This is a genomic window from Paraburkholderia sp. SUR17 (genome assembly GCF_029536165.1).
Lineage (GTDB): Bacteria > Pseudomonadota > Gammaproteobacteria > Burkholderiales > Burkholderiaceae > Paraburkholderia > Paraburkholderia kururiensis.
In genome coordinates this window covers 306280-328202 of record NZ_CP120509.1, presented here as the reverse complement: position 1 = coordinate 328202, position 21923 = coordinate 306280, and the positions used below count along the sequence as shown (strand labels likewise).

The window sequence follows — 21923 nt, the reverse complement described above, 5'->3', positions numbered from 1 at the left end:
CCTCGCCTCCAGTCAGGTAGTCACGGTCTGAAGCGCTTCCAGAAGCTGCCCTGCCAGCGCCGGGTGATGGACGATGCTCGTGTGAGTGGCATCCAGTTCCCGCCAGTGCACCTGCCCCGCGGTCCATTGCGCCCAATCCATCCGGCGTCGCGGGTCGGCGGTGCGCAACGCACGCCAGACGTGCAGGTCGGCGTCGATGCGCGGCAACGTGTGGTGCGCCATCAGCGCGGCATGCATCGCGTCGACGGCGAATGCTTCGCCTAGCAGCGTCCGCTCGCCGCGCGTCACAACGGTTTTGTCGAACGATGCGGCCGGCTGCTCGTCCGAGGCCAACGGCTCCAGGCCGTCTTCGCGATGCGTGGCCGTATCCACGATGCCGACGAACGACACGCGTCTGCCGCGCCGCGCCAGTACGTCGGCGATTGCAACGGCGAGCCGCCCTCCGAACGACCATCCGAGCAGCGCGCACGGCCCTTCGGGCTGAAGCGCTTCGATACAGGCGGCGTAGTGGGCGGCCAACGCCTCGAACGTCTCGCCACGCCACGGTGCGCCTCGCAGGGCCGGCGCCTGCAAGGCGATGACGGACACGCGGCCATTCAGCGCCTGCGCCAGCGTGCGGTATTCGCCCACCATGCCGTAGCCCGGATGCAGGGCGAAGAGCATCGTGGACGCGCCGAGCGCATTCAGCGGCACGGCCGGAAGCCGCGCATCGTGTGGCGGTGATGCGTCCGACGATGCGTCCAGGGCGCGCGTGCGCTCGATCGTCTGCCCGCTTTTGCGACGGCGTGCGAGCCAGTCCGACAACGCCGGCGCCGGCGGCACCGGCAAAGCGGACTCGTAGACTGCGCGCGCCACCCAGCTCGCGGCCACGTCGTCGTGACGTGCCCGGGCGTGAAGCGCTTCCGGAGCCGGCGGCCATGGCGACAAGAGCGACGACATGGGCGACGGCCGTGGCGACGCCACCTGCTCGCGGCCCGACGATGGAGCCACACGCAGGTGCTCGACCAGTTCGCCGAGCGTCGTTTCGAACGACGTCATGATCTGTCGGGCAACGGCCTCGCTGACGAATTGCGGCGCGTAGCCCCAGCTCAGCGAAAGCGAATCGCCGGCAATCCAGGCATTGACGTCGAGCGCGCGATCCGGCGTGCGTGCACGCGCCGCCATCGCAGCCCCCGACGACTCGCTCGCAAAGCCGAAACGATCTCCTGTACGGAACGTCTGTTCGAAGCGGCCCAGATAGTTGAATGCAATCTCCGGAACCGGCAGTGCCTTCAACGTGGCCCTGGCGCTTTCGTCCGCACATCGCGTGAGCAGCCCCCAGCCGAAACCACGCCGAGGCACCGCGCCGAGCCGTTCGTGTACGCGCAGCAACGCGTCTTCAGGCGCCACGGACGCGCCCGGCAACGCCAGCGGATACTGCGTCGTGAACCAGCCCACGGTGCGACTCAGGTCCACACCCTCGATCACATCTTCGCGGCCATGGCCTTCCAGCTCGACGAGCACCTCATCTCGCGACGTTACTTCGCATATCGAACGAGATAGCGCCGCGAGCAATACCTCGTCCACACGCAGCCGATACGCGCGCGGCGCCTCGCGCAGCAGCAACGCGGTGAGGTCGGCAGAGAGTTTTGTTCGCAGCGTTTTTTGTGGCTGTGCGTGCGGCGTGCACTCGGAAAAGAGGCGACCGCCACGTAACGCAGGCGCATCGAGCGCGACTTGCCACCATGCCAGCTCGTGCATGAGTTCCGCGGATCTCGCATAGCGAAGCAGATGACGCACCCACGAGCGCCACGATGTCGATACCGCCGGCAACGTGATGGGTTCGCCGCGCTCAGCCTGCCCGTACGCCGTCTGCAGTTCGTCGAGCAGCACGCGCCACGACACACCGTCCACCGAGAGATGGTGGATCGCCACCAGCAGCCGCGTTTCCCCTTCCGGCGTCTCGAAGTACCCCAGCCGCCACACCGGGCCACGTTCGATATCCAGGCTCGCCTGGATGCGCCCGCACGCCACCTCCAGTTCCCCCAGTGACGCCAGCGGTTCGCTGCGCACCAGGTCTTCACCGATCTCATGCGCTGCGATCTGCTTCCAGCCCTCTTCCTGTTTCACGAACCGCAGCCGCAGCGCGTCGTGCCGCTGCGCCAGGGCCCTCGCGGCACGCTCCAGCGCAGGCACGTCCAGACGGCCCCGCACCTTCAGCAGCACCGCCTGGTTCCAGTGCGATTCGCCCTGCGGGTAGCGTTCGAAGAACAGCCGCTGGATCGGCGTGAGCGCAAGCGGCTCATCGTCTTCGACCACGTTCGCGGTGGCCTGCGCTTCGAGCCGCTCCACGCGCTGCGCGAGCGCGGCCACCGTGGGATGCTCGAACACCTGCCGCGGCGTGAGCTTCAGCCCCGCCTGTCTCGCCTTCGCGATGATCTGCAGGCTCTGGATCGAATCGCCCCCCGCCTCGAAGAAGTTCTCCGTCACGCCAAGGTCGTCGCGGCCCAGCACCGCGCACCAGACCGACAGCAGCAGCGCCTCGGTCTCGTTCGACGGTCCCACCCGCCCGCGCGGTACCTCCTGCGGCTGCGGCAGCGCGGCCCGGTCCAGCTTGCCGCTGGGCATCCACGGCAGACGCTCCAGCACCGTCACCGACGACGGCACCATGTAGCCCGGCAGCTTCTGCTCCAGCGTCCGCTGCAGGGTATCGGGCTGTGCTTCGCCCGATACACAGCCAGACACATATGCCGCCAGCCTGCGCTTCTCCCCCTCGCCCGTCACCACCACCGCCGCCTCGCGCACGCCCGGGCACTGCCGCAGCACCGCCTCGATCTCCCCCGGCTCGATGCGCTGCCCGCGCAGCTTCACCTGCTGGTCCAGCCGCCCGAGGAATTCCACCGTGCCGTCCTCGCGCATGCGGCACAGGTCGCCGCTGCGGTACTGGCGTGCACCGGGTCCGCCGTACGGGTCCGGCACGAAGCGCTCCGCCGTGAGCGCGGCACGCCCCAGGTACCCGCGTGCCACCGTCGGGCCGCCGATGCACAGTTCGCCCAGACCGCCCACCGGGGCCCCGTCGCCGAATGCGTCCAGCACGCGGGCCGTGCGGCCCGGATAGGGGCGGCCGATCGGCACCGTTACCTCGCCCGTGTCTTCGTCCTGTGTCCGGCGGTACAGCGCCGCTATCGTGGTCTCCGTGGGGCCGTAGAGGTTGTCCAGCCGGATGTCGCCGAGCGGTCCCCCGCGCCAGTGCGCGAGCGCATCGCCCGGCAGCGCCTCGCCGCCCACCGTCACCTGCCGCAGGCGCAGGGCCTCGCGCGGCGGCGCATGGCGCTGCCACTGCTGCCACAGCGCCGTCGGAATGCGCGCGAAGGTCACGCCGCGGCTCACCAGCCGCTCGCCCAGCCCCTGCAGGTCCCACGGCTGTTCGCCGCGCATCTCCACGGTCGCACCCGTGAGCAGCGCCGGCAGCGTCTCGTGCAGCGCCACGTCGAAGTTGACCGTCGACGAGTGCAGCACCGTGTCGGCCGCGCTGATGCCGTAGGTCGCGAGGAAGTCCTGCAGGTGCGTCCACAGCGCGCCGTGGCTCACCGCCACGCCCTTGGGGCGGCCTGTGGAGCCGGAGGTGTACAGCACGTAGGCAAGCTGGTCGGGATGCAGCGGGGACACGAAGCGGCCGGCTGGCACTTCATCGTGCTGCCCGACATCGATCACCTCGCAACCCGCCAGCACACCGGCCATGCGCTGTGCGCTCACCGCGTCGGCCACCACGCGCGTGATGCCCGCGTCCTGCATCATCTGCGTCAGGCGTGCGGCCGGGTACGCCGGGTCCAGCGGCACGAAGGCCGCCCCCGAGCGGATGATGCCCACCAGCGCCGCGATCAGCGCCGGGCCGCGTCGCACGCACAGTCCCACGCGATGTTCGGCGCCTGCGCCGCGTTCCATGAGTTGCCGGGCGACTGCTGCCGACCATGCATCGAGTTCGCCGTAGCCCAGCGATTCGTCCTCGCAGCGCACCGCCACGGCTGAGGGCGTGCGCTGCGCCTGCGCCACCAGCGCTGCCCCTAAAGACCCGAACGGATAGCGCGTCAACGTAGCCTCACCGGAACCACGCGTCAGTAGCTCAAGCTCGCCGACACGCCGCGCAGAGTCCTCCCCCAGCTGCCGCAGCACCGTCTCGTAGTGCGTCGCCAGACGCTCCACCGTCGTGCGATTGAACACATCGACCGCGTAATTGAACATCAGCCTCAGCGCGTGCCCGTCATCGACCACGTTCAGCGCGAGATCGAACCGCGCCGTGCCCGTTCCGCTTTCCTCGGCCTGCACGACGAGACTCGGCATCGCCACCGACGCCTCGCTCGTCGCCTGTTCGAGGTTGAACATCACCTGAAAGAGCGGCGCGCGGCCAAGGTCGCGCTCGAGATGAAGCGAATCGACCACGCGGCCGAACGACACGTCCTGGTGCTCCTGTGCCTCCAGCACACGTGCATGCAAGCCCGCAAGCAGCGCATCGAACGGCATGGCGCCAGAAACGTCGGCCTCGATGACGAGCGTATTCACGAAATAACCGATCAGCGCCTCCGTTTCGCGTCGTCGCCTGCCTGCCGACGGCACGCCTATGCGTATGCACGTCTGCCCGCCATATCGGTACAGCAGCGCCGCATAGGCGCCGAGCAGCACCGTGAACAGCGTCGTACCGTGTCGGCGCGCGAGGTCACGCAACGGCCGCGCGAGTTCGGCGCTCACGTCCACGCGGCAGCGCCCGCCATCCACGCTGCGCACCGCGGGTCGCGCACGATCGAGCGGCAATTCGAGCGCAGGCCGCTCCACGCCGAGCCGGGCAATCCAGTAGGCGAGGTCGTCGTCGGGCACGCCGTCGCGCCATTCTTCCTGCCACGCAGCGACGTCGCCAAAATGAATGCCGGGCTGCGGCAACGACCGCGCAATATCGCTTCCTTCCCTCTCTTCGCGCCCATCACTTCTAATCGCAGCACCGTACAGCGCCGCCAGTTCGCGCACGAGCAACGCCTGCGACCAGCCATCCGAAACGATGTGATGGGTCACGACGAGCAAAACGTGGCAGTCCGTATCAAGCGCAATCAGATCGACACGCAGCATCGGCCCCGCTCGCAGATCGAACGGCTCGCGCGCCGCTTCGCGCAACGTCTTGCTCAATGCAGCCGGCTCATCGAGCACACGCTCCCGCCACGCGTAGCCTGCTGCGTTAGCGATCCGCTGAAGCGCCGTGCCATCCCGCTCGATGAAGGTTGCGCGCAGCGCACCATGCCGTGCAACGAGCGCATCGAACGCACGACGCAGCGCGCGAACGTCGAGCGCGCCCGTCAGCCTCATCGCACGCGAAAGGTTGTAGGCAGGGCTCGACGGATCGACGTTCCACAGAAACCAGAGCCGCTGCTGCGACGCGGACAGCGGATAACAACGGCCGCCGTCATCCCGCTCGGACGAATCGCGCGAAAGCGGCACGACAGGCAAGTGCGCCGGATCGATGCCCTGCTCGCGCACCCTCTCGCGAAAGCGACGCCGCTGTTGCACCGGCAGTGCCGCGTATTTGCGCGAGATGGCGAGCGCCTGGCTCGTAGCGTCCTGACCGCCCTGAAAGCCGGATGCGGTGTGCGCCACCGCAGGAGCCTCGCCGTGCATCGCATCGGTTTGTGCAACCGCACTGACAGCCGGTTCGTTGGTCGCCGTAGTCGACATATCGTGGAGCGCCTCAATCGAGTTCATCGAACAGTCCGTCGAGTGCCTGCAATGCGGCGGCTTGCGCTCGCGGTGCGTCGGCTGTAGCGGCATCGGCGGCATCAGTGGTATCGGTGGCAAGTGCCGCGGCGAGTCGCGCGGGCGTGGAAGCGTCGAATAGCATCGCGAGCGCCACCTTTCGGCCCAGCCCCTCCGAGAGCCGCGCAATCACGCGCACCGCCGCGAGAGAATGGCCGCCCATTACGAAGAAGTCGTCATCCGCGCCAACGCGCGCAATGCCCAGCACCTCGCCGAATGCCTGCGCGATCAGTGTCTGCGCTTCGCCCACGGGTTCGGCCCACGACACGTCGTCCGCACCCCGATCGCCGAAGCGCGCGAGTGCATTGCGGTCGAGCTTGCCGTTCGCGGTGCGCGGCAGCGCGTCGATTACATGGATCGCGGCCGGCACCATGTAGGCCGGCAAGCGCGCACGCAGCGTTGCCCGCCATTCCTGCGGCAACGCCCGGCCGTCGTTCACCACGACATAGCCAATCAACCGCGGCTCCGCATTGCCCACGCCCGGCACGAGCGCAACGGCCGCGTCGCTTACGCTATCGAACTCGCGCAGCGCCGCTTCGATCTCGCCAGGCTCAATGCGATATCCGCGCAGCTTCACCTGCTGGTCGATGCGACCCAGGCATTCGATGTCGCCCTCGCGCCGCTCGCGTGCAAGGTCGCCCGTGCGGTACATCCGCGCGCCGGGCGGTCCCCACGGATCGGGCACGAAGCGCTCAGCCGTGAGCGCAGCGCGACCGAGATAACCGCGCGCCAGGTTGTCGCCGCCGATGCAAAGCTCGCCGATGCCGCCTTGCAGTGTCAGCGCCCCACTCGCATCGACGATGCGCAGCGTGTTCGCATGCAGCGCGCGACCGATCGTGACGGCCCCGCGAGGCACGACGCGCGCGCACGTGGACCAGATCGTCGTTTCAGTCGGCCCGTACAGGTTCCAGAGCGAGACGCCGCGCGCCATCAATTGCGCGGCAAGGTCGGGCGCCAGCACTTCGCCTCCCGAGAGGGCTGCGAAGCCACGCCCGTCTGCGGGGCCGCGCCAGCCTGCTTCCACCAGCAAGCGCCAGCCGCTCGGCGTGGCCTGCATGGCCGTGGCGCCGCTCGTCTCGATCAGCGCGGCGAGCGCTTCGCCATTGCCGGCCGTTTGCGCATCGGCAAGCTCGATGCACGCGCCCTTCGTGAGGGGCAAGCAGAATTCGAGCAACGAGATATCGAACGAGGACGTCGTGACCGAAAGCAGCACGTCGTGTTCGGAAAGGCCTGGCGCGATACCCACGCTCGCGATGAGCCTCGCCAGTGCGCCATGCGAAACCGCGACGCCCTTCGGACGGCCTGTCGATCCCGACGTGTAGATGACGTAAGCAAGCTGATCTGCAGTAACGGGCCGTGCCGGCAGCGGCCCTGCACTTTCCGCGTTCGTGGGCAGATCTGCGTCGATCACGATGCGCCCATCAAGCCCATCTTCAAGTCGCTCGATTCCTTCGGTATCCGCAATGATTCGCGTAATGCCCGCGTCATCGAGCATGAAGCGCAAACGGTCGGCCGGGAACGACGGATCGAGCGGCACGTACGCCGCGCCGCTGCGCCACACACCGAGCATGCTCGCGATGAGAGCCGGCGATCGGCGCATACAGACGGCGACGCGTTCTTCGCGAGCCACGCCGCTTGCGCGCAGTCGTGCGTCGATTGCCGCAGCCCAGCGCGCCAGCGTCGCATAGTCGAAGGCGGCGCCGTGCTGACGCACCGCGATGCGCGTCGGCACACGCGCGGCCTCGGCGGCGAAGCGCTCGTGGCACGCAAGCCACGCTGTTTCGGGCAACGCTTCGGCATGAGGCGCACCGCGCTGCACGACTACGTCGCCGATAAAACGCGCCGCGTGCTCGCCTTCCTCGGCCAGCGCATCGAGCAGCATCAAATAGTGCCGCTGCAACGCAGCGATCTGCGCCTGATCGAGCCGCCGGCTGTCCCAGCCCCAATGCAGTTCGAGCTGCTTTGCCGGCAGGATGGTCAGCGTCAGCGGATAGTGCGTGCGCTCAACGGCATCCACACGCTCCACGCGCAAGCGGCTCGCGTCGCTGCCCGTCACGCGTTCCGCACGCGCGGCAACGGGATAGTTTTCGAAGACGATGAGGCTGTCGAACAGCGCATCGCCGCTTCGCCCCGCCCATTGCTGCAACGAAGCCAGCGGCGTGTGCTCCACTTCGCGCACCTCCAGGTTCCAGCGCTGCACCTCTGCCAGCCAGTCCGACACCGCTGCCTCGCCGGGTACACGTACGAACACGGGCAAGCTGTTGATGAAGAGACCGAACATCTCCTCCGCGCCTGCAAGCGTGGCCGGGCGACCCGACACCGTGACGCCGAACGCGACGGTGGACTTGCCGCTCAGCCGCGCGAGCAGCACGGCCCACGCGCCTTGCATGAGCGTGTTGAGCGTCACGCGATAACGCTGTGCCGCGCGGCGCACGCGCTGGTCGAGCGCGGCGTCGAGCTGCGTCACGGCCTTTTGTGTCACGGCCCTTTGCGTCACAACTTCTGTCGGCGCGCGCTCAGGGCTCTCACGCGACGCGGCAAGGCTCGCCGTCAGCGTGCCTGGATCGTCGAGCGCCGCGAGCCTCTCGAGCCACCAGTCCCGCGGATCGGGCTGCTTAGCAAGCCACTCCACATAGCGGCGGTACGGCGGCGGCACCGTCGCCACCCGTGCCGCTTCATGCCGTGCGCCGAGCGCGCGTTCGTAGTCGTCGAAGACTTCGTTCAGGAGCCGCGCACCGCTCCAGCCGTCGGTGAGCACGTGATGGTGGGTGCGCACGAGATCGAAGCGGCCGTCTGGACGCAGGAACACGTTGACGCGCATGAGCGGCGCCTGCGATGCATCGATGCCCGCCGCGAGATCGGCCGCTCGCCACGTCGCAAGGCGAGCCTCGTAGTCCGAGGCGTGGGCATTGCCGATATCGCGCCAGTCGTGCACCGTGAACGGCAACGCCGCCTCGCGCTCCACCACCTGCATCAACATACCGTCAGGATGCCGTACAAACCGCGTACGCAATGCGGCGTGACGCGCGACGGCGGCCTGCCACGCGGCGCGTAGCGCGTTGGCGTCGAAGGGACCAGCAAGCGTCAGCTGAAGCTGGTTCACGTAGACGCCCTGGCCGTGAGCAAGCTCGCTGTGATAGAGCAACCCCTGTTGCAGCGGCGTGGCGGGGTAAATGTCTGCAACGCTGCCCAGCCGCAGACCGAGCGCGCGCAACTGCGCGTCGTCAAGGCCCGAGAGCGGGAAGTCGGATGCGCTTGCGCCGGGCGGCGCAACCATGCAGTGCGCGATGAGCGAGCCGACTTCGAAATCGAAGTCGGCTACAAGACGCTCCACCGTTTCGCGATCGATCCTCGCCGGATCGAAACGCCAGCGCAGCAGCAGCGTGTCGCCTGTGACGATGCCGTTGAGGTCCAGCGCGTAGTCGAGCCGCGCGCCGTCGCCGTGCGTGGCGCCCGCAGGCTCGGCGCTGAACGTGAAGCGCGAGTCGGCATCGAGCGACTGATCGAAGCGGCCCAGATAGTTGAAGCTCACCGCCGGACGCCGACGCTCGCGACTCGCATCGAGCAAGCCCCAATGCAGTCCCTTGTGCGGCACGGCGCGCACGCGCGTCTTCACCGCGACGAGCGCGTCGCCGGGCGCGACGTGCGCAGCGGGCAACGCGACGGGAAAACGCGTGGTGAACCAGCCGACAGTGCGACTCAGGTCCACGCCGTCGATCACATCTTCGCGGCCATGGCCTTCGAGTTCGACGGCAACCTCCTTCGCGCCGCTCCATTTTCCGAGTGCACGCGCCAGCGCCGCGAGCAGCAATTCATCGACTCGCGTGCGGTATGCACGCGAAGCGTTTTGCAGCAGATCGCGCGTGCGTGCGGCGTCGAGAGTCCAGTCGAGGGTCGCGCTGTGCGCCATACGCGTGCCCGCGGCGGGGCGGAACGGCAGATCGGCCGCGGCGTCGAACGCGGAGAGTGCCTGCTGCCACCACGATGCTTCGGATTGCACCGGCTCTGTTTGCGCATAGCGAAGCAGATGACGCACCCACGAACGCCACGATGTCGATGGCGCCGGCAACGTGACGGGCTCACCGCACTCAGCCTGCCCGTACGCCGTCTGCAGTTCGTCGAGCAGCACACGCCACGACACACCGTCCACCGACAGATGGTGGATCGCCACCAGCAGCCGCACTTCCCCTTCCGGCGTCTCGAAGTACCCCAGCCGCCACACCGGTCCACGTTCGATATCCAGGCTCGCCTGGATACGCCCGCACGCCGCCTCCAGTTCCCCCAGTGACGCCAGCGGTCCGCTGCGCACCAGGTCTTCACCGATCTCATGTACCGCGACCTGCTTCCAGCCCTCTTCCCGCTTCACGAACCGCAGCCGCAGCGCGTCGTGACGCTGCGCCAGGGCCCTCGCGGCACGCTCCAGCGCCGGCACGTCCAGACGGCCCCGCACCTTCAGCAGCACCGCCTGGTTCCAGTGCGATTCCCCCTGCGGATAGCGTTCGAAGAACAGCCGCTGGATCGGCGTGAGCGCAAGCGGCTCATCGTCTCCGACCACGTTCACGGTGGCCTGCACATCAAGCCGCTCCACGCGCTGCGCGAGCGCGGCCACCGTCGGATGCTCGAACACCTGCCGCGGCGTGAGCTTCAGCCCCGCCTGTCTCGCCTTCGCGATGATCTGCAGGCTCTGGATCGAATCGCCCCCCGCCTCAAAGAAGTTCTCCGTCACGCCCAGGTCGTCGCGGCCCAGCACCGCGCACCAGACCGACAGCAGCAGCGCCTCGGTCTCGTTCGACGCTTCCACCCGCCCGCGCGGTACCTCCTGCGGCGGCGGCAGCGCGGCCCGGTCCAGCTTGCCGCTGGGCATCCACGGCAGACGCTCCAGCACCGTCACCGACGACGGCACCATGTAGCCCGGCAGCTTCTGCTCCAGCGCCCGCTGCAGGATATCGGGCCGTGTGTCCCCGGACACATACGCCGCCAGCCTGCGCCTGTCCCCCTTGCCCGTCACCACCACCGCCGCCTCGCGCACGCCCGGGCACTGCCGCAGCACCGCCTCGATCTCCCCCGGCTCGATGCGCTGCCCGCGCAGCTTCACCTGCTGGTCCAGCCGCCCGAGGAATTCCACCGTGCCGTCCTCGCGCATGCGGCACAGGTCGCCGCTGCGGTACTGGCGTGCACCGGGTCCGCCGTACGGGTCCGGCACGAAGCGCTCCGCCGTGAGCGCGGCACGCCCCAGGTACCCGCGTGCCACCGTCGGGCCGCCGATGCACAGTTCGCCCAGACCGCCCACCGGGGCCCCGTCGCCGAATGCGTCCAGCACGCGGGCCGTGCGGCCCGGATAGGGGCGGCCGATCGGCACCGTTACCTCGCCCGTGTCTTCGTCCTGTGTCCGGCGGTACAGCGCCGCTATCGTGGTCTCCGTGGGGCCGTAGAGGTTGTCCAGCCGGATGTCGCCGAGCGGTCCCCCGCGCCAGTGCGCGAGCGCATCGCCCGGCAGCGCCTCGCCGCCCACCGTCACCTGCCGCAGGCGCAGGGCCCCGCGCGGCGGCGCATGGCGCTGCCACTGCTGCCACAGCGCCGTCGGAATGCGCGCGAAGGTCACGCCGCGGCTCACCAGCCGCTCGCCCAGCCCCTGCAGGTCCCACGGCTGTTCGCCGCGCATCTCCACGGTCGCACCCGTGAGCAGCGCCGGCAGCGTCTCGTGCAGCGCCACGTCGAAGTTGACCGTCGACGAGTGCAGCACCGTGTCGGCCGCGCTGATGCCGTAGGTCGCGAGGAAGTCCTGCAGGTGCGTCCACAGCGCGCCGTGGCTCACCGCCACGCCCTTGGGGCGGCCTGTGGAGCCGGAGGTGTACAGCACGTAGGCAAGCTGGTCGGGATGCAGCGTTGCAGTGAAGCCGCCGGCTGGCACTTCATCGTGCTGCCCGACATCGATCACCTCGCAGCCCGCCAGCACGCCGGCCATGCGCTGCGCGCTCACCGCGTCGGCCACCACGCGCGTGATGCCCGCGTCCTCCATCATCTGCGTCAGGCGTGCGGCCGGGTACTCCGGGTCCAGCGGCACGAAGGCCGCCCCCGAGCGGATGATGCCCACCAGCGACGCGATCAGCGCCGGGCCGCGTCGCACGCACAGTCCCACGCGATGTTCGGCGCCTGCGCCGCGGTCCATGAGTTGCCACGCGACCGCCGCCGACCATGCATCGAGTTCGCCGTAGCCCAGCGATTCGTCCTCGCAGCGCACCGCCACAGCTGAGGGCGTGCGCTGCGCCTGCGCCACCAGCGCTGCCCCTAAAGACATGAACGGATAGCGCGTCAACGCTGCTTCACCGGAACCACGCGGCAACAGCTCAAGCTCGCCGACACGCCGTGCAGAGTCCTCCCCCAGCTGCCGCAGCACCGTCTCGTAGTGCGTCGCCAGACGCTCCACCGTCGTGCGATCAATCCGCGCCCCATCCCACGACCATTCGAGCGCCAACCCCTGCGCTCGCGGAATGATCGCGAGTGCCAGCGGATAGTGCGTCGGGTCCACCGATTCAACGGCGCCAATTTCGAGGTCGCCGTCGCCATCGCGCGCAACGTCCACGGGGTAGTTCTCGAACACCACGAGGCTGTCGAACAGCGCATCACCGCTGCGCCCTGCCCACTGCTGCACCTGCGCGAGCGGTGTGTGCTCGTACTGCCGCAGCGTCGCAAACGCCTGCTGCAAGTCGCGCAGCCACACGCCCACGTCCGCGTCCGCCTTCACCTCCACCCACACGGGTAGCGTGTTGATGAAAAGGCCCAGCATGCGGTCGATGCCCGGCACATGCGCGGGACGCCCCGAAAACGTCGTGCCATACGCAACGCTGCGCCGATGTCCGTAGCGCGCAAGCACCACGGCCCACGCTCCTTGCATCAGCGTATTGAGCGTGACTTCGTAGCGGCGCGCCGCAGCCTGAAGTTGCGAAGCCAGCGTGGCATCGATCCGTTGCCTGCGCGCATGCGTGCCCGCTTCCTGCACGCGTGGCGCAGGAACGCTCGCCGTGAGCGTCGCGGGGTCGTCCTCGCAGAACGCCTGCGCGGTGCGCTCGCGCCACCAGGCCTGCGTCTCAGCGTCGCTCGCCGCCGCGCGAATCCATTCGACATACTGACGATACGGCGCAGCGGATTCAAAAACGACGGACGTACCCGCCACACGCGCCCGATAGTCCCGCAAAATTTCCCCAACCAGACTCGCCACGCTCCAGCCATCGAGCAGCACATGATGGTGCGTCCAGACCAGATCGACCGTGCGTGCGTCGCGCACGAACAGCGCAATGCGCATCAATGGCGCAGCATCGAGTGCCATGCCCGCAGCGAGATCGCGCTCGCGCCAGGCAGCAAGACGCGCATCGTAGTCGCCGGCAGCAGACCAGTCGTGCATCTCGAACGGCAACGTGAGCCGCCGATGGACGATCTGCATCGCCTCACCGCCGTGCGACCACGCAAAGCACGTGCGCAGAACGGCGTGACGTTCGAGCGCGGCCTGCCACGCCGCGCGCATCGCGTCTCCGTCAATCGTGCCCGTGAGCGTGACACGCATCTGGTTCAGGTACGCCGTCTGCCCCGGCTCCGCAACAAGCGAGTGATAGAGCAGCCCGCTTTGCAGCGGCGTGGCCGGATAGACGTCTTCGATGTGCTCGGGCGCGAGACCGAGTGCGCGCCAGAGATCGGTCGAATACGACGTGCCGGTACCCGCGGACTGCGCGTCGCTGCGTGCGTGCTGCGGCGACGCGGCCCGCGCCGCGCGTGCCAGGCTCTCGACAGTCGGCGCCTCGAACACCATGCGCGGCGTCAGATGCAGCCCGGCGTCGCGCGCCTTGGCGACGATCTGCAAGCTCAGGATCGAATCGCCGCCAACGACGAAGAAGTTGTCGGTCACGCCGATATCGTCGCGACGCAATACGTTGCGCCAGACCGCGAGCAACGCTTCTTCGTCGGGGCTCGACGGTGCCACCGCGCGTGTCGTACTCGTCGCTTCGGGCGCGGGCAACGCCCGGCGATCCAGCTTGCCGTTCGGCGTAAGCGGCAAACGTTCGAGTTCCACGTACGAGCTTGGCACCATATGCAACGGCAGACGCGCACTGAGCCAGGTCTGCCAGCGTGCAACGTCGGTTCCGCTCTCGCTGTTTTCGGGCACCACGTAGGCCACCAGCCGCTTTTCCGCACCCTCTCCGCCTGCGACCACAACCGCCGCCTCGCGCACCGCTTCGTGTGCCAGCAGCGCCGCCTCGATCTCCCCCGGTTCGATGCGGAAGCCGCGCAGCTTCACCTGGGCGTCGTTGCGTCCCAGGTACTCCAGGTCGCCATCGGGCAGCCGACGCGCAACGTCGCCCGAGCGGTACAGGCGTGCACCCGGCTCGCCGTACGGATCGGGCACGAAGCGTTCCGCCGTGAGCCCTGGCCTGCCCAGATAGCCGCGCGCGAGCCCCGCGCCACCCACGTACAGTTCACCCACCGCGCCCACCGGCACGCGGTTCAGGTCCGCGTCCAGCACCTGCAGCGTGAGGTCGTCCAGGGGCGTGCCGATCACACTACGCCCCGCCTTCAGTGCCGCGTCATCGAGCAGGCGGTAAGTCACGTGAACCGTGGTCTCGGTGATGCCGTACATGTTCACGAGCGACGGCAGCACACCCTTTGCCTTCGCACCTTCGGCCCAGCGCGCAATGGATGCCGGCTCCAGACGTTCCCCGCCGAAGATCACCGTGCGCAGCGCCGTCAGCGTGTTGTCGCGGTCGGCCTGCGTCAGTTGCACGAACGCAGACGGTGTCTGGTTCAGCACCGTCACGCCTTCGCGCCTGAGCAGCGCGTGGAAGGCCGATGGCTCGCGCGCTGTCCAGTGCGGCACGATCACGAGCCGGCCGCCATGCACGAGTGCGCCGAAGATCTCCCACACGGAGAAGTCGAATGCGTACGAGTGAAACAGCGTCCATACGTCCTGCCCGTTGAAGCCGAAGCGGGACTGCGTGGCATCGAAGAGACGCGCCATGTCCGCGTGCGTGATGCCCACGCCTTTGGGGCGGCCTGTCGAGCCCGACGTGTAGATCACGTATGCAAGCTGCTGCGCATGCGGAGGAACGAAACGCTCCTCTTCAATACCGGCAACAACGTTGCGCAACGCCCCGGCATCGATCACCGGACGCCACGCGAACAGGTCGTCATGCTGTGCGAGGCTTTCGGCATCGGCCACGATGGGGCCCAGCCGCGCATCCTCGACGATGTGCGCAAGGCGCTCACGCGGATACGACGGGTCGAGCGGCACATAGGTCGCGCCCGAACGCAGCACGCCCAGCAGCGCAGCAACCAGCGCAGTGGAGCGCTGCATCGCGACCCCGACGCGCGTTTCGGCCTTCACGCCGCACCGTTTCAGTTCAGCCGCAATCGCGCGAGACCAGACATCGAGCTGCGCGTAGGTCACGCGTTGTTCGCCATCGATCACCGCAATCGCGTCACCGCGTTGCGCCGCGCGCATCGCGATACGCGACGCAACGTCGAGCGGTTCGGGCCAGCACGCCTTGGCACGCGGTGTCGGTTCATCACGCAGTTCGGGCAGTTCGAACGACGCAAGCGGCCGCTCGGGGTTCGTGGTCCATGCGTCGAGCAGTCCCGCGAAATTGTGTGCGAGGCGTTCGATCGTGGATGCATCAAACACATCGGTGGCGTAGGTGAACGCGAGATCGAGCCCCGCATCCGGCCTCTGCGCGATGTTGAGCATCAAGTCGAATTGCGCCTCGCCGTTGTGCGTCGGTTGCACCGTCACGTTCAACGCATCGCCGAACGACGAGCCGAGATCATGGTGTTGCTGTTGATTGACGAGCACCTGGAAGAGCGGCGTTCGCGCGAGGTCGCGCTCGGGCTGCAATGCCTTGACGACGCGCGCAAACGGCACGTCCTGGTTCGCGTAAGCGCCCAGCAGCCGCTCACGCACATCGTCGATCAATTGCCCAACATGCATTGCACCGTGCGGTGCCGTGCGCAGCACGACGGTGTTGACGAAAAAGCCGGCGACGTTCGCCGCGCCAGGCAGATCGCGGCCCGCAAGCGGCACACCGATGCGGATGTCGCGCTCACCGGTGTAGCGATAGAGCAGCGCGTCGAACGCTGCGAGCAGGGCCATGAAGAGCGTGGCCTGGCGCTTGTCGGCCAACGCGCGCAGCGCCTCGGTGGTCGCGGCCGGCACACGTATGTGGAGCCGTGCGCCCGGCGCGCGCCGCGCGTCGGTGCGAATGCGGTCGAATGGCAGCGCGAGCAGGTGCGTCGTTTCGTCGTCGGTGGCAAGTTCGGTGCACCACCAGTTCAACTGGGTTCTCTCTCGCTCGGGCGTGAGGCGCGCGGCGCGCCTCTGCATCACGTCGCAGTAGGCGGTCCATGCGGCAGCGGCAACCGCCGTTTCATCGCCGCGCTCGCCGGCACGACCTGCGGCGAATGCGCGATAGAGCCGCGAAAAATCGTCGAACAACAGGCCCACCGACCAGTCGTCGCCAACGATGTGATGAAGCACGAGATGCAGCACATGCTGGTTGTCGGCGAGACGAACCAGCGTTGCACGCACGGGCGGCTCGGCCATAAGGTCGAACGGCTCACGCGCAAGTTCGCTCAGACGCGCAGTCACCGTTGCCTCTTCCGCGCTTGCGTCGGGCCGTTGCAGATCGAGCAAACGAATTTGTGCAGCCGCCCCGGCATCCACACGTTGATGCGCAACGCCCTCCGTCTCGCCAAAGCGCATGCGCAGCGCCGGATGACGAACGCTCAACGCAGCGAATGCGGCACGCAGCGCGTCCACGTCGAGGCGACCATCGAAACGCAACGCGCCACTCACGTGATAGGCGCTGCTGCGCGGATCCAGCTTCCAGATGAACCACAGGCTTTCCTGCGATGCAGAGAGCGGTATCGGTGCGCCGAGGGCGCAATCCACGATCGGGTGACGCGCGCCGTCGCCTTCGTCGCTGTCGTTACCGCTGAGTGTCGACGCCTCTGCCTGCGCAGACGACGTGCCGCGCACGATCGCGGCGAAGTCTTCGAGCACGGGGTGTTCGAATAGCGCGCGCAGCGTGGGGGCATCGCCGAACACGGCACGCATGGCCGAGATGGCCCGAACGGCGAGCAGCGAATGGCCGCCAAGCCGGAAGAAATCATCGCGCGCGCCAACACGGTCGACGCCCAGCACGTCCTGCCAGATCGCTGCGAGCTTCGCTTCGGTTTCGTCGCGAGGCGCCACGAACGAAAGCGGCGACGTGGACGCGAATTCCGGTACAGGCAACGCCCGGCGATCCAGCTTGCCGTTGGGCGTGAGCGGCAAACGTTCGAGTTCCACGTACGAGCTTGGCACCATATGCAACGGCAGACGCGCACTGAGCCAGGTCTGCCAGCGTGCAACGTCGGTTCCGCTCTCGCTGTTTTCGGGCACCACGTAGGCCACCAGCCGCTTTTCCGCACCCTCTCCGCCTGCGACCACAACCGCCGCCTCGCGCACCGCTTCGTGTGCCAGCAGCGCCGCCTCGATCTCCCCCGGTTCGATGCGGAAGCCGCGCAGCTTCACCTGGGCGTCGTTGCGTCCCAGGTACTCCAGGTCGCCATCGGGCAGCCGACGCGCAACGTCGCCCGAGCGGTACAGGCGTGCACCCGGCTCGCCGTACGGATCGGGCACGAAGCGTTCCGCCGTGAGCCCTGGCCTGCCCAGATAGCCGCGCGCGAGCCCCGCGCCACCCACGTACAGTTCACCCACCGCGCCCACCGGCACGCGGTTCAGGTCCGCGTCCAGCACCTGCAGCGTGAGGTCGTCCAGGGGCGTGCCGATCACACTACGCCCCGCCTTCAGTGCCGCGTCATCGAGCAGGCGGTAAGTCACGTGAACCGTGGTCTCGGTGATGCCGTACATGTTCACGAGCGACGGCAGCACACCCTTTGCCTTCGCACCTTCGGCCCAGCGCGCAATGGATGCCGGCTCCAGACGTTCCCCGCCGAAGATCACCGTGCGCAGCGCCGTCAGCGTGTTGTCGCGGTCGGCCTGCGTCAGTTGCACGAACGCAGACGGTGTCTGGTTCAGCACCGTCACGCCTTCGCGCCTGAGCAGCGCGTGGAAGGCCGATGGCTCGCGCGCTGTCCAGTGCGGCACGATCACGAGCCGGCCGCCGTGCACGAGTGCGCCGAAGATCTCCCACACGGAGAAGTCGAACGCGTACGAGTGGAACAGCACCCATACGTCCTGCGCGTTGAAGCCGAAGCGGGACTGCGTGGCGTCGAAGAGACGCGCCACGTCCGCGTGCGTGATGCCCACGCCTTTGGGGCGGCCTGTCGAGCCCGACGTGTAGATCACGTATGCAAGCTGCTGCGCATGCGGTTGCGCAAACGTTGCGTCTACCTGCGAAGCATCGCCCTGAACTCGCAACACGCTTTCATCAAGCAACGCGACGCCCGGCAGCAGCGATGCAAGCCTTGGCATGTGCGCGGGCTCGGTGAGCACCGCGTCGAGCCCCGCATCGAGCGCGATCTCGCGCAAGCGGTCGTCGGGATAGGCGGGATCGAGCGGCACATAGGCCGCGCCCGAACGCAGCACGCCGAGTATCGCAGCAACCAGAGCGGGCGAGCGCGTCATTGCTACGCCGATGCGACGCTCGCCCGCTCCTGCGCAAACATGCAGGCACCCCTGCGCAATGCGAGCCGACCATGCATCGAGTTCGCGATACGTTACCGACGCGGGCACACCATCGTCGCCGGTAAAGCGGATTGCGACAGCATCCGGTCGCACCCTGGCCTGTGTTTCGATGCGCGTGGTCACGGCCTCGAAAGGGAACGTGGACGATGTGCGCCCGGCATCCGCGGTTACATCGTCGAGCGCGATGTCGCGCAGCCGAGCGTCGTCCGATGCTTCGACCCGTTGAGCCATTCGATCGAGCACGCGTTCGAAATGCGTTGCAAGCCGCAACACCGCATTCTCCGAAACATGCGCGGCGTGCCAATGCCATTCGATCCGGAGCCCCTCACCCCGTATTTGCGGCGCCGTCCCACGCGGTGCAGCCACGAGCGTAAGGGGCAAATGCGTGCGGCTGTAGGCATCGACGCCGCGCAGACCGACGGCCTCGCGCTTCGCATCGATAGCTTCGTCGAGCGGATAGTTTTCGAATACGACGAGGCTGTCGAAGGGCGAACTGCCACGCACTCCCGCCCACTGCTGCAACGAGGCGAGCGGCGTGTGCTCGACCTCGCGCAATTCGGCGTTGCTGCGCTGAAGCGCGGCAAGCCAGGCGGCGATGGGTGCAGCAGGTTCGACATCGACGGCCAGCGGCAGGCTGTTGATGAAGAGCCCGACAATGGACTGCGCCGCGGGCAATTCCGCAGGCCGCCCCGACATGGTGGTGCCGAACACCACCTGGCCGCGCCCCGAAAAATGCGCGAGCACAAGAGCCCAGGCCCCTTGTACAAGCGTGTTGAGCGTGACCTGCGCACGCCGCGCCGCACGTTGGGCACGTGCGTAGTCCATCGCGCCGATTTCGCGCACGACACGCCGGGTCTCGTTCGCGTCGTTCCCAGCGGCGCCTCGCGGCACGCGGTTTGAATCGAAGAACGCATTGCCGCCGAGCGCATCCGCAAGACCGGCGGACGTCTGGAACGCGGCAAGTCGCGTGCGCCAGAAGGCGCTCACGTCGGGCTGCCGACGCAGCCAGCGCACATAGTCCACGTAGCGCGACCCTGGCGCGTTATCGAACGTGGCATCGGGCGTCATGCCGGGCTCGTGTCCATCGACCAGCGCGGCATAGGCGCGCACGACCTCGGACGCCACCTGCGCCGTGCTCCAGCCATCCGTCAATGCATGGTGGTGCGTCCAGAGCACGTCATGCGCACCGTCCGGCCGCACGAAGGCATCGACACGCATGAGCGGCGCGGCCTGCAGATCGAAACCACGAGCCTCAATCGAAGCGCGTGCGCTCTGGAACGCTGCTTCATAGGCATCGGCCGTTTCGGCTTGAAGAGGATGCAGATCGAACGGCAACGCGGCGTGCCGCTCGACGACCTGAAGCGGTTCGCCACCAGGCGGGCAAACAAAGCGCGTACGCAGCACGGGATGACGCGCCACGACGATTGCCCACGCGCGACGCATTGCATCCACGCGCAGGTTCGCAAGGGTCAGGCGCAGTTGCGAAACGTAGAGGCCCGGGTCGCCCGCGAACATGCCGTGAAAGAGCAACCCCTGTTGCATCGGCGTGGCTGGATAAACCGCTTCCACGGCATCGCGCGCAACGCCGGCCTGCGCGAACCATTCGTCTTCCTCTGCTGCGTTGTGCTCACCGGCGACCACACGTTCATCGACCCCAGCGACCGGAGGCTGCGCGGCACCCGGCCTCGGTACATCGGCGGGCAATGCAATCGCGACGCGCGCCGCCGCTTCGATGGTCGCGTAGTCGAACATCTGTTTCGGCGTGAGCTTGAGCCCTGCGCGGCGCGCCTTCGCGATGATCTGCAGGCTCAGTATCGAATCGCCGCCAATCTCGAAGAAGTTGTCCGAGATGCCGATGTCCTCGCGTTTGAGCACCTGCTTCCATATTGCGGCGAGCGCACGCTCGGCTTCGTTGCGCGGCTCGACGCGTACGGTGCGTTGCGCCGTTGCTTCGTCGCAGGACGCAGGCAGTGCCGCGCGATCCACCTTGCCGTTGGCCGTCAGCGGCAACGCCGCAAGCACCTGCAGCGACGACGGCACCATGTAGTCGGGCAATTGCGCGGCGAGCCGTGCGCGAATGGCGTCGATGTCGAGCGGTGCGGAGGACGTGAGATACGCCGCGAGCTTCAACGGTCCGTCGCCTTCGTCTGCACGTGCGATGACAATCGCATCGCGCACGCCTTCCTCGCCGCGCAGCCGCGCCGCAATTTCTTCGGGTTCCACACGAAAGCCGCGAATCTTCACCTGGTCGTCGAGTCGACCGAGGAACGCGAACTCGCCGCGAGGCAAGCGCCGGCCCTTGTCGCCGGTGCGATAGAGTCGCGCGCCGCGTCCCGCGGAATCGGGCACGAAGCGCTCCGCCGTGAGCGATGGTCGGCCCAGGTAGCCGTAGGCCACGCTCGCCCCACCGATGCAAAGCTCCCCTGTCACGCCCTTCGGCACCGCGTTGCCGTCCGCATCGATGATGCGCGCTTCCACGTGCGCGAGCGGCGTGCCGAGCGGCAGCGTCGTCGCGCGCCCGGCGTCGCCCGTGTGCGTGAGTACGCCGACCGCCGTTTCGGTAGGCCCGTAGTGATTGATCAGCACGCAGCCCGAGCGCAGCAAGGCCACCTGCGCAGCGAGCCTGACCGGCGCCGCCTCGCCGCCCACCACGAGGCAGCGTCGCGGCAACACCGACGCAGGCGCATGGCCCTGCATCAACGCATCGAGATGGCCAGGCACGATCTTCAGCAAATCCACCGCATGCGTGTCCATGTAGGTGCCGAAGGCATCGGGGTCGCCTGCCACGTCGGCGTCGATGGCGTGCAGCGTCCAGCCGTGCCACAGCGCGCCGAAGAGCGCCGTGTGACCCAGGTCCGCGGCAGGCGTCGATATCCACGCCGCGCTGGCGATGTCATCCGGCAAGCGCTCGGCGAGGCTGCGCAGATACGCCGCAAGCGCCGCATGGCTCAACATGACGCCCTTGGGCTGGCCGGTCGAGCCCGAGGTGTAAATGACGTAGGCGGGCCAGACGAAGACGCTGTCGTCGGCGGGCGGCATCGGCGCGATCTGCGTGTCGGCGTCATGTGGAACACGCTGCGACTGCGCATCGACCAACGGCACACCTTCAGGCCACCACTCGCCCAGCGTCGTGCCGCTGCCCACGATCACGCGCGCGGCGCAGTCCTGCGCCTGCCAGCGCAGGCGCGCCGCAGGCAACGCAGGATCGAGCGGCACGTAGCAGCCGCGCAGCCGCCAGACGGCGAGCACGCTCGCGACGAATGCGGCACCGCGCGGACACGCAATGGCCACGCGATCGCCGGGCTGAACGTGCGCACGGGCGAGCTTCGACGCGAGACGGCCGGACCACGCCCACAGGTCCTGCCAGTTGAGCGGCCCATCGCGATCCACAACGGCTGTCGCATGAGGCCGCTCGTTGGCGAATCGCGCAACGCGGGCGGGCAAGAAGTGAAGATCGAATTGATTGGCTTGCATG

General features: G+C 68.0%; 2 protein-coding genes. Both read right to left on the bottom strand.

All coding sequences use genetic code 11. The annotated features are described in order from the left end of the window. Positions 1-12: 12 nt before the first annotated feature. Positions 13-5724: a non-ribosomal peptide synthetase gene (locus P2869_RS18870; RefSeq protein WP_277599161.1), complete on the bottom strand. Its 5712-nt coding sequence runs from the start codon at positions 5722-5724 to the stop codon at positions 13-15. Beyond that, positions 5711-21922 carry a non-ribosomal peptide synthetase gene (locus tag P2869_RS18865; protein ID WP_277599160.1) on the bottom strand — a complete coding sequence of 5404 codons (16212 nt, stop codon included), beginning with the start codon at positions 21920-21922 and terminating at the stop codon, positions 5711-5713. Before P2869_RS18865 ends, P2869_RS18870 begins: the two co-directional genes overlap by 14 nt. Position 21923: the final 1 nt, after the last annotated feature.